11 protein-coding genes are annotated in these 10,085 nt (G+C 61.8%); 3 read left to right on the top strand and 8 right to left on the bottom strand.

The window, feature by feature from the left end:
- Positions 1-201: 201 nt before the first annotated feature.
- Positions 202-606, bottom strand: coding sequence for a MarR family winged helix-turn-helix transcriptional regulator (locus tag H0241_RS24185; protein WP_235984437.1), 405 nt, complete (start codon positions 604-606; stop codon positions 202-204).
- Positions 607-798: 192 nt separating this feature from the next.
- On the opposite strand from H0241_RS24185, the gene H0241_RS24180 reads away from it, so the two are divergent.
- Positions 799-1,206: a hypothetical protein gene (locus H0241_RS24180; protein WP_181060339.1), complete on the top strand. Its 408-nt coding sequence runs from the start codon at positions 799-801 to the stop codon at positions 1,204-1,206.
- Between the two features lie 423 nt (positions 1,207-1,629).
- Positions 1,630-2,112: a lysozyme gene (locus tag H0241_RS24175; protein WP_181060338.1), complete on the top strand. Its 483-nt coding sequence runs from the start codon at positions 1,630-1,632 to the stop codon at positions 2,110-2,112.
- Between the two features lie 14 nt (positions 2,113-2,126).
- Here the strand turns inward: H0241_RS24175 and H0241_RS24170 are convergent, their stop codons facing one another.
- Positions 2,127-4,172, bottom strand: coding sequence for an oxidoreductase (locus tag H0241_RS24170; protein ID WP_181060337.1), 2,046 nt, complete (start codon positions 4,170-4,172; stop codon positions 2,127-2,129).
- A 60-nt stretch (positions 4,173-4,232) separates the two neighbouring features.
- Between H0241_RS24170 and queF the strand changes: the two genes are divergently transcribed.
- Positions 4,233-4,694 (top strand): preQ(1) synthase, encoded by a 462-nt coding sequence (gene queF, locus H0241_RS24165; RefSeq protein ID WP_181060336.1) that lies wholly within the window; start codon positions 4,233-4,235, stop codon positions 4,692-4,694.
- A 7-nt stretch (positions 4,695-4,701) separates the two neighbouring features.
- Here the strand turns inward: queF and H0241_RS24160 are convergent, their stop codons facing one another.
- From H0241_RS24160 to H0241_RS24135, 6 genes are all read right to left on the bottom strand, one after another.
- On the bottom strand, positions 4,702-5,577 hold the full coding sequence (locus H0241_RS24160; RefSeq protein WP_181060335.1) for an alpha/beta hydrolase: 876 nt from the start codon (positions 5,575-5,577) through the stop codon (positions 4,702-4,704).
- Positions 5,578-5,605: 28 nt separating this feature from the next.
- On the bottom strand, positions 5,606-6,208 hold the full coding sequence (locus tag H0241_RS24155; RefSeq protein WP_181060334.1) for a hypothetical protein: 603 nt from the start codon (positions 6,206-6,208) through the stop codon (positions 5,606-5,608).
- 160 nt (positions 6,209-6,368) lie between these two features.
- Positions 6,369-7,334: a right-handed parallel beta-helix repeat-containing protein gene (locus H0241_RS24150; protein WP_181060333.1), complete on the bottom strand. Its 966-nt coding sequence runs from the start codon at positions 7,332-7,334 to the stop codon at positions 6,369-6,371.
- Positions 7,335-7,671: 337 nt separating this feature from the next.
- Positions 7,672-7,833 (bottom strand): hypothetical protein, encoded by a 162-nt coding sequence (locus H0241_RS24145; RefSeq protein ID WP_181060332.1) that lies wholly within the window; start codon positions 7,831-7,833, stop codon positions 7,672-7,674.
- Between the two features lie 4 nt (positions 7,834-7,837).
- The gene (locus tag H0241_RS24140; RefSeq protein WP_181060331.1) at positions 7,838-8,317 is read right to left on the bottom strand and encodes a DUF3828 domain-containing protein; all 480 of its coding nucleotides are present in this window, start codon (positions 8,315-8,317) and stop codon (positions 7,838-7,840) included.
- Between the two features lie 95 nt (positions 8,318-8,412).
- On the bottom strand, positions 8,413-10,062 hold the full coding sequence (locus H0241_RS24135; protein ID WP_181060330.1) for an ABC transporter substrate-binding protein: 1,650 nt from the start codon (positions 10,060-10,062) through the stop codon (positions 8,413-8,415).
- Positions 10,063-10,085 lie beyond the last annotated feature (23 nt).

The raw sequence follows: 10,085 nt of genomic DNA, 5'->3' as shown, positions 1-10,085 counted from the left end.
AATAAGTTTATCCACGGACGGTCTCCCTTGTTTGAGATTTGCAACGACCTCATTCTGGCACATTGCGATGCCGTCGGGGGCCGTCCACCCCAACACGGACTTAAGTACGCTCCGCTCCGGTTCTCGGAATCCACCATTCTCGACTCGGCCTGGACCTGAATCTCGACACACCCTGGCGCGTTTACCACGCCTGCGCGCAGGTCATTTTGCCGGCGCGACATTTGCCCGAAGTGCTGCCAGCACCTCGGCGAACTCCGCCAGCCTGTCGTCCGGCAATCCCGCGCGCAGCCGCTTGTCGAAGATGAGAGCCGCCGCGCGCAGTCTCAGGAACATCGCTTCGCCGGCCTCAGTCAGTTCGACCAGGTGAACCCGGCGGTTGTCCGGGTCGCGGCGGCGCGTCAGTAGGCCTTGCGCCTCCATGGCGTTGAGATGGTGGGTCAGCGTGGCGCCCTGAATGCCGATCATGCCGGCAAGCTCGCGCTGATTGGCAAGCTCGCTCGACTTGACCGAAAGCAAGGTCAGCCACACCGGCAGCGTGCCGCCGGCCTTGACCAAAGCGGCGTCAAAAGCCTGCGCCACCAGCTTGGAGGTACGCGAGAGATTCATGCCGACGGGCGGGCGGTCAAAGGGAGTCATGAGCCGACAGTAGAACAAGGCACCGAGTGAGGGAACGCAGCACTATTCATTGACATCAAATCATTCGATACCTAACTATCATGCCTGTCGATCTACGAAGGCGTGTTATCCTGCATTCGACAGGGACCCGAGGGACAGGCGGCGGGCAAGGAGGAAACGGTCATGCAATATGTCTACATCGCCATTATCGGCCTTCATGTCATGGCCGGCGTGTTCTGGGCCGGCACCACCATCACGCTTGCCCGCGACCCCGAGATCAAGGCGGAGCGCTTCATCGAGCCGCAAATGGGCTCGGCGGGCGTGGTGTTCGTGACCGGCGCACTGCTCTGGTATTTCTTCCACGGCGCCTATTTCGGCTCAATGGAGATGGTACTGGCGCTGGGCATCCTGGCCGCCTTCGCGGCTGCCGGCGTTCTCAGCGTCGTGGTTCGCAAGACCAGCCGGCAGCTTGCGGGCGCGGACGCCGCCACGGAGAGGGCTTTGCGCGCCAAAATGGCTGGCGGCGAGCGGATCGCCGCCTGGCTGCTCGTGCTCACCGTACTTTGCATGGCGACCGCCAGGATGATTTGAGCCCTGCCGCGCGTTTGTCTCCCGGTTGAAAGCATTCCGCATCGTACGTCGCCTGGCTCCCGGCCGGTTGCGTACGCGGCGCGCAGCTCGGACGGATGTGCAAGGTGGCTCTCCGCACAGAGGTTTGGCTGCGCGCCACCCATCAGGCGCCGACTGCCATCGACCCTTGATCACCGCAGATGCTCAAAGAATGCGGGCAGAAAACCACCCTTAAGCTCAGACTAATACTTCCACGGTCGACAATTTCGGTGTAGATTTCCAATTGGTCTTGTCAGGCAATTGGTCTCTACCTCTGCAATGCAGCAACCAACCCGGCTCGCGGTTTGGACCTCCTGATTTGACCTTGAGAGGCAGGGCTCTTCTTAACAATGTAGAGATAACGGGTGACGGTGCTTGCATGGCGCCAAAATCAAGGGGGACATCATGGCAAAGAAAATCAGCACTGTGGGCGTGGACTTCATCAAGAAGTGGGAGGCTTTTGTCGCCTTCATCTATGACGACCTGGTAAAGCCGACCAAGGAATGGAAGGGCGGACCGGCCAAAGGCACGCTCACCATCGGTTATGGACACACCAAGGCGGCCGCGGACCCGATCAAGATGGTGCTGGGTCTGAAGATCGCCGAAGCCAAGGCCACAAACATTCTGGAAAACGATCTCGGTCCGGCCGTGGACGCGGTGAACGCAGCGGTCAAGGTGCCATTGACGCAGCACCAGTTCGACGCCCTGGTCTCGTTCAAGTTCAACACCGGCAGGCTGGCAGGGACCGGTCTGTTGAACCGCATCAACGAGAACAAGTTCGATCAGGTGCCGACCGAGTTCATGAAATGGGTCAAGTCCAAGGGCAAGATTCTGGCAGGGTTGAAGAACCGCCGGAAGGGTGAGATCGACCTTTGGAACAAGCCGTAAGGGGCTTGTAAAGCCTAAACCCGCAAGCCGAACCGGATGCCGTCATAGATGGCGGCGTGGATGTTGCGCGAGGCGACCGCATCGCCGATGCGCAACAGCACGAAGCCGCCTTCGGGATTGCGTGAGGGGAAGATATCGCCGCCGCCGACCAGCCGCTCGTAATCAACCGCGCCGCCATTCTTCGACAGCGGCTTCAGCGCGAGATAGAGATCATCGAGCGGGGCCGTGCCATGCTCGACCACCACCTGGTCGACCCGCCTTTCGCCGCGCCAGCCATCGGCAAAGTCGGAGGCTAATTCGGCGACAAGCTGGTTGCCCTCACGCCGCACCGAGCGCAGCCTGGTGTTGATGGTGATGGTGACGCCCTTTTCCTGAAAGGCGCGCATGTAGGGCACGTGGTTCATGCCGCCCATTTCCGGGGCGAAGAAACGTTCCGGCGAAACCAGCTCCAGCTTTGACCCGGCATTGGCGATCAGCTCCGCCGCGCCCATGCCCTGATGGCCGCCATTGTCGTCAAAGAGCAGCACATTCTCAGCCGGCTTGACGCTGCCGGCCATGATGTCCCAACTCGATGTCACGAGATTGTCGCCTGATGTCAGCGGCGGGTTTTGCGGCAGGCCGCCGGTGGCGACCACCACAACATCGGGCGACAGCGCCAGCACGTCGTCCTGCTCCGCCCAGGTATCGTAGCGGATCTCGACGCCGAGCCGGTCGAGCTCGGCCAGCCGCCAGTCGATGATGCCGATCAGCTCCTTGCGGCGCGGGTTCTGCGTCGCCAACCGAACCTGGCCGCCAGCCTGACCGGAGGCTTCGAGCACGGTGACATGGTGGCCGCGTTCAGCCATGACGCGGGCCGCCTCCAGCCCGCCGACGCCAGCACCGACGACCACCACTTTGCGTTTGGCGCCTTCCGTCCTGGCGATGATGTGCGGAATTTCGGCCTCGCGACCGGTCGCCGCATTGTGGACACACAGCGCTTCGCCGCCTTCATAGATGCGGTCGAGGCAATAGGTGGCGCCGACGCAAGGGCGGATCTCGTGTTCGCGACCTTCCATGACCTTCTTGATGATGTGCGGATCGGCGATATGGGCGCGGGTCATGCCGACCATGTCGAGTTTTCCCGTCGCGATGGCATGGCGCGCAGTGGCAACGTCGGAAATCCGCGCCGCGTGGAAGGTCGGGAACTTCGTCGCCGCCCTCACCTCACCGGCGAAATCGAGATGCGGTGAGGAACGCATGCCGGTGACCGGGATGACCTTGGTGAGCGCCGCGTCGGTCTCGATCGAGCCGCGGATGATGTTGAGGAAATCGACCTTGCCGGAGCCAGCCAGCCGCCGGGCGATCTCGATGCCCTCCGCCTTCGACAGGCCTTTTTCGAAATCCTCGTCGGCCACCATGCGGATGCCGACGACAAACTTGTCGCCGACCGCTGCCCGCACCGCATCCAGCACCATGTCGGTGAAGCGCAGCCGGTTGTCGAGCGAACCACCGAACTCGTCGTCGCGGTGGTTGGTCGCCGGCGACCAGAAGCCATCCATCAGATGACCGTAGGATTCGAACTCGATACCGTCGAGACCGGCGGCCTGGCAGCGCTGCGCGGCCGACGCATAGTCGGCGACGATGCGCTCGATGTCCCAGTCCTCTATGGTCTTGGGGAAGGCGCGATGCGCCGGCTCGCGCACCGGCGAGGCCGACAGCACCGGCAGCCAGTCGGCCTTGTTCCAGCCGGTGCGGCGGCCGAGATGGGTGATCTGGATCATCACCTTGCAGTCATGCTCGTGGCAGGCATCCGCGAGCTCGGCCAGCCACGGCACGATGCGGTCGTCATAGACATGCAGATTGCCGAAGGCAGCGGGACTGTCACGCGAGACGATGGCCGAGCCTGCGGTCATGGTCAGCGCCATGCCGCCCTTGGCCTTTTCGGCGTGGTAGAGCCGATAGCGCTGTTTCGGCATGCCGTCCTCGGAATAGGCCGGCTCATGGCTGGTCGACATCACCCGGTTCTTCAGCGTCAGATGCTTGAGCTGGTAGGGCTGGAGAAGCGGATCGTTGCTGGTCATCGTCTTCCTGTTGTCTTAATTTGTGCTAATGAGCGGCGAAAATTGAAAGAGACCCCGCCCATGATCGATACCAAAACCCTCACCCAGCTCGGCGCCCATGTCGAGCCGCCACAGAGCCCAGAAACTGCGGTCCTGGAGACCGTGCCGTTCCAGCGCGGCGACGGGCCGCCGGCGATCGTGCGCTTCACCTGCCCGGAGTTCACTTCGCTCTGCCCGGTCACCGGACAGCCGGATTTCGCCCATATCGTCATCGACTACGCACCCGATGCGGCGCTGGTGGAATCGAAGTCGCTCAAGCTGTTCATGACCTCGTTTCGCAACCATGGCGCTTTCCATGAAGACTGCACCGTGATGATCGGCCGCCGCATTGTGGCGGCTACCAAGCCGCTGTGGTTGCGTATAGGCGGCTATTGGTATCCGCGTGGCGGCATTCCGATCGATGTCTTCTGGCAGACCGGCGCGTCGCCGGAAGGCGCCTGGCTGCCCGACACCGGTGTTGCCCCTTATCGCGGACGCGGCTGAGCAGGCGTCAGCCATTGTCGGTACTCGTCCGGCAAAGCTTTGTGGCAAGGAAGGGAAGGACCGCGTCGCGATAGCGTGGCTGGTTGTAGCGCAGCAGGTCGACATGGCCTGCTCCTTCGAACCAGACCAGTTGTGAGCCTGCGGCGGCATTCTGCAGCGCCAGCACCTGCCCACGATCGATGAAGGGATCGGTGCTGCCCGCAAGCAGCATCAGCGGCTTGCCGATCTTGCCGAGGCGCTCGACCGGCCTGACGCCGTCGACGCTCAGGCCGAGACGGAGCGGCATCTGCGCCAAAAGCACATCGGCCTGCAAACCGCGCCAGACGTGGAAAGGCATGCGCCATGCCGTCGTCTCTCGCAGTGTCGCGTAAAGTTGCTCCAGCACATAAGCGTCGGCAGCCGCTTGCTGTGCTGCAAAGACGAAAGCGGCGGCGCCAAGCGAGGAGCCGACCGCGCCAAGCTTCTGGCCGGGGAAACGTTGCCGTGCAAACGCGATGATGCGGGCGGCGTCCTGCCCTTCTGAATAACCGAAGCCCTGGATGGCGCCGCCGCTCTCGCCATGCCCCGACAGGTCGAACAGGACGACGGAATAGCCAGCATCGAACAAAAGTTTCGCTCTTTGAACCAGGGCCAGCCTGTTGGCGCCGCGCCCGTGCAGCAGGACGATGGCACCGCAACTACCCTTTCGATCAGCCACCCAGCCGACCAACTCGGGCGCATCGGCCTGATCGAGCACGACGCGCTCGACGGGCAGGTCACCCGGCGCCACCAGAGCTTGTCGGGGCGCGCGGGCGATCAGCATCGTGCCGATGTGCCAGTCGAGGCCGCAGCCGGCAGCGCCCAACCCGACCAGCGCGATCGCCAGCAAAACGCGAAGCTTCATTGCAGCTCACCCGGAAGCGATCGGCGGCTCATTCGCACTGGTACTGGCTGAGCGCCCATTCGCCGGTCACCGAGAGCAGGTCGGATATCTTCCAGTCGCCATCGACCTTCTTCAGTTTCCACTCCAGCCGATGCTGATTGCCTTCGACGACGAAGGCCACCACCACCTTGGCTTGATCGCCGTTGACGGCCTCGATGCTCTTCAGGCTCTTGTCGATTGCCAGCTTGTCGTAATCGGCATTGTCGAGCGCCATGTTGGGGTCGAGGCATTCGCCCTGGCCCGACGCCCGCAGCGCATCGCTCTTATCGAGTACGGTCTTGGCCGGATCGACGAAGTTCTTGCGCTGGGTCGGATCGAGCTCCAGCCCGAGATGTTCGTAGAACGGCTTGACCACAGCTGTCGGCGAGCCTGGCAGGACGGGCGCGGCCGGCTGGGATGGCGGCCATGCCAGGGGTGGCGTTGCGGGTTCCACTGCATTGCCAGGTGGATTTGCGGGCGGCGCGCCGCCGCCCGGCACTGTCTCGGCCGGGGCATTTGCAGGTGGCGGACCGAGCAGCCCCTGACCGGCAGCCGTGTTCAATCCTGCCAGCAGGCACACAGTCAGCAAAGTTCGAAGACGGCTACGGGCCATCACGCATCACTCCAGGCCCCGATCGGCCATGTACTGGCCGAAACGTCCAGCCATGTCATCGGCGCCTGGCGGCAAAGATGCAGAATTTGAGGAAGCTAACAAGCCCCTCGATTGCTTGCTTCGCGCGGGTGGTCCCGCGCGAAGTGCTGCAATGTGCAACCTATTTCTGCGCAATGGTTGGCGGGTTCGGACCGTCAGCCGTGTTGCCGTTGAGCTGGTTAGTGCCATAGGACGAAATGACACCGCCATTGACGATGGCCGTGCCCGTCGTATTGCCGGAGATCGTCGACCTGCCGACCCGGATGGTGGCGTTGGCGCCGTCGACACGCAGGCCGCCTGCCGCTCCGTTGTTGGCCACGGCAACGCCGTCAACCATGATATTGATCGCAGGCCCACCGACCGGATTCAAGATGCTGATGCCGGCATTGGTGTTGCCCGACACGCTGCTATCCACGATCGTCGTGTTGGAACCGCCCGTGTTGCTGGTGCCGTCAGCCTTCACACCGGCAAGGTTGTTGTTCTCGATCGTCGAATTGTCGATGATGACCTTGGCCACACCGGCTCCGGTCGGCTGGATATGAACGCCGTCCGTGCCGTTGTCGGTGATGAAGCTGTTGGTGATATAGAGTTCAGACGTGCCCGACGGTGCGAAGAAAACGCCGTTGCCGTTCGGCGCAGCGGCGCTGCTGCCGCGAATGACGCAATCCTCGATGTGCAAGGCGGCGCCGGCGAGAAAGCGGATGCCATTGATTCCGGGCGATGCCGTCGCTGTGTCGATATCGAGACCGCGCAGAACGACGACGTCGGTCGCCAACGCGTTGATGGTCACTTGCGTCCCCGCATTCGATATGCCTGCCTCGACATCCTCGCAAGCGATCGTTATCGACTTGGTGATCGTCACCGCGCCAAACCCACCCGGGTCGATGCAGTTGATTTCGCCGCCGGCAGCCGTTTTCGAGATCGCGCCGGCGAAAGTCTTGCAAGGTGCAGTGCGGCTGCACGGATTGACATCGTCGCCAACGCCGGAAACCCATGTCCTGGGCGCCTGCGCGGATGCCGGCGAAGTGACGCAAGTCACCAACAAAGCGACAAGAATGGAATAGATTACATACGATATGCCTTTCATATTCAAGCCCTCCTAAATGAAAGAAACATTATTTAGCAATCAAGCAGCATAATCTAGCGCAGTTGCTTTTTGGGTGCAACTACAGATATAGTGAATCCTGTGTGAGCCATTTCACAGACGGATAGTCTTGACGACAGCACCTAATTTATTTCTCCATGGAACGATGCCGTGGTGCGACTAAAGATACGGTGCGACGGCCGCGTTCTATTTTTCGGCTGCCGTCCGAAGCCCTTCCGCTGGCAGGAACGGCGGAAGACAAACAAAAACAGTTGCGCTCCCGCGAATTGCCCGCGCAACAATCCAGTGTTCGGTATCGGAAGCTCAGTGATGGACGCGGTTACCGCGCCTGTTCCAGAAATGTGAAACGGTCAGGCTCGGCGGCTTTGCCGTGGCCGTCCGTCGGCAACCGCACCAGAACAATGCGGTTGGCCGGCCTCCCCGTCAGATGCACCCTGCCTTCTGGATCACCATCGACAGAAACGGCAAGCCAGCGGAGCACGGCATCACTCCGGCGCTTTGTCGGGCATGCATTCGAGCGCGCTCAGCGTCCAGTTGCTGGTCTTGGAGCTGATATCGGCGACCTTCCATTTGCCGTCGATTTTCTTCAGCGACCACAGCATTTCGCGTTTGGACTCATCGCCTTCCGCAAAAAGGCTGAAGGTGGCGGTGACTTCGGCCGTATCGCCGTTGACGGTCTCGGCCAGCTTCAATGTCTTGGCAATCGTCTTCTGGTCGAAATCCTGGGCGTCGAGGCCGGGATCGAAGTCGAGACAGGCCACCTCATCGGGCTTGTTCTTCTGCGCCTGGTCGTTGAGGTCGAACAGCTTGGTCACCGGCTCGGTGAAGCGGTCGCGGTATTTGGCGTCCCCTTCGAATTTCACTTCAGGCACATAAAAGAACTTCACGGCGTTCGAAGCCGGTCCGGCCAGCGCGGCGGCGGGCAAAGCGATCGAAAGGGCAGCGGCCAGCACTATCGGTCTCATGCAGGTGTCTCCGGATGTTCGGCGGCAAGTTGGCAATACCACACATCCTGCATATCGGCTTTTTTGCGGCTCATGAAGTCCTGGCGTGCACAGTCTCAGCCGTCCAGCCAGACGTTCTGCAGGTCCATCTCGAAGGTCTGGTGGACGCCGTAGTTCTTCACTTTCTTGTTCATGTGGCTGTAGAGCTTCTGCCAGAACGGCTGAATGATGACGCCGGAATCCTGCAGGATCTGCTCGACATCCTTCATCACCTCGCGCCGCTTCTCCACGTCGATGAGCGAAAGCGCCTGCTTCAGCTTGGCGTCAAAGTCCGGGTTGGAATAGGCCGATTCATTCCAGGCCTCGCCGGTGCGGTAACCCAGCGCCAGCACCTGGACGCCGAGCGGGCGCATGTACCAGATCGTCATCGAGTACGGATATTTCGTCCAGTCGTTCCAGAAAGTCGAGCCCGGCAACACCGAGCGCTTCACCTTGATGCCGGCGTCGCGCAACTGGCCGGCAATCGCGTCGCCGGTATTCTTCTGCCAATCGTCCTCGACGGTGATCAACTCGTGCTCGAAATCGGCCTGCCCGGCGTCCGCCATCAGCTTCTTGGCGCCGGCGGCGTCGCGTGTCTTCTTGGGCAGCGCAAAGTATTCCGGATGGATGGGGCTGACATGGTGGTTTTCGCCAACCGTGCCGCGGCCGTTATAGCCGAGTTGCAAGACCGTATTGTTGTCGACCGCCATCTGTAGCGCATTGCGCACGCGCTGGTCGTCATAGGGCTTGTGGGTGATGTTGGTGCGCGCAACCAGCGTGGTCGCGGTTGCGACCTCGGACTTCTGCAGGCCCATCTTGTCGAGAATGTCGATGAAGTCGGACGGCGTTTCGAAATTGAGGTCGATCTCGCCGGAATCGAAGGCGTTCACCGAGGCGTTGAAGTCGGTGCCGTAGTCGATGAATTCGACGCTGTCGAGCGGCGCTTCGCCGCCCCACCATTTGCCGTTTTCGCGGCGCTTGACCACCGCCTTCTGGCCGACATCGTAAGACACCAGCTCGAAAGGTCCGGTACCGATCGGCTTCTTGATCGGGTCGGCGCCGTCGGCATCGAAATTGCGGTGGACGACGAGCGCAGGATAGTCGGTGAGGTTGGGGATCAGCGAGATGTCGGGTTCGGCAAGCGCCAGCTTGACCGAGAAGTCGTCGACCTTGGTGATCGCCCCTTCCCTCGCCTTGCCGGTCTTGGTGTCGATCAGCCCGCCGACACGTGCGGCCATCGAATTGCCGGCGACGTTCTTCTCGCACCAGCGGGTCAGATTGAAGACCACGTCATCGGCGTTGAAGGCGTCGCCGTTGTTCCAGGTGATGCCTTTGCGCACATGCAGCGTGTATCCGGTGGCGTCGTCATTGACGTCCCAGCTCTCCAGCAGCACCGGCTCGAAGGCGAATTCCCTGGTGTAACGGACCAGCGGCTCCAGCCAGCAGCGCGAGATGTTGGCGAGTTCCACCCAGTCATAGGTGCGGGGATCCTTCTGCGCCTTCACCGACATCGAGATGTGCAGCGTGCCGCCCTTCTTCGGCTCCTCGGCAAAGGCCTGCCCCGGCGCGGCGAGGCCGATCATGCCGTAGGCAAAAGCCGTCGAGGCGCCGAAAGCGCTTGCCAATGCCAGAAACTCGCGCCGGTCCATCCGGCCCGCACGCGTCTCTTGCGCCATCGCCTCGATGGTATCAGGCACGCGATCGCCGTTGCTTGTGAAGAGTGCCATTTTTTCCTCCGCTTTTCGCATTG

This window comes from Mesorhizobium neociceri (assembly GCF_013520985.1).
Lineage (GTDB): Bacteria > Pseudomonadota > Alphaproteobacteria > Rhizobiales > Rhizobiaceae > Mesorhizobium > Mesorhizobium neociceri.
This window is presented reverse-complemented; position numbering and strand designations above follow the sequence as displayed.

Bases quoted from the DNA above. Each gene is read 5' to 3' on its own strand.
- H0241_RS24185 (WP_235984437.1), bottom strand. From the start codon at position 606: ATGAATCTCTCGCGTACCTCCAAGCTGGTGGCGCAGGCTTTTGACGCC.
- H0241_RS24180 (WP_181060339.1), top strand. From the start codon at position 799: ATGCAATATGTCTACATCGCCATTATCGGCCTTCATGTCATGGCCGGC.
- H0241_RS24175 (WP_181060338.1), top strand. From the start codon at position 1,630: ATGGCAAAGAAAATCAGCACTGTGGGCGTGGACTTCATCAAGAAGTGG.
- H0241_RS24170 (WP_181060337.1), bottom strand. From the start codon at position 4,172: ATGACCAGCAACGATCCGCTTCTCCAGCCCTACCAGCTCAAGCATCTG.
- queF (WP_181060336.1), top strand. From the start codon at position 4,233: ATGATCGATACCAAAACCCTCACCCAGCTCGGCGCCCATGTCGAGCCG.
- H0241_RS24160 (WP_181060335.1), bottom strand. From the start codon at position 5,577: ATGAAGCTTCGCGTTTTGCTGGCGATCGCGCTGGTCGGGTTGGGCGCT.
- H0241_RS24155 (WP_181060334.1), bottom strand. From the start codon at position 6,208: ATGGCCCGTAGCCGTCTTCGAACTTTGCTGACTGTGTGCCTGCTGGCA.
- H0241_RS24150 (WP_181060333.1), bottom strand. From the start codon at position 7,334: ATGAAAGGCATATCGTATGTAATCTATTCCATTCTTGTCGCTTTGTTG.
- H0241_RS24140 (WP_181060331.1), bottom strand. From the start codon at position 8,317: ATGAGACCGATAGTGCTGGCCGCTGCCCTTTCGATCGCTTTGCCCGCC.
- H0241_RS24135 (WP_181060330.1), bottom strand. From the start codon at position 10,062: ATGGCACTCTTCACAAGCAACGGCGATCGCGTGCCTGATACCATCGAG.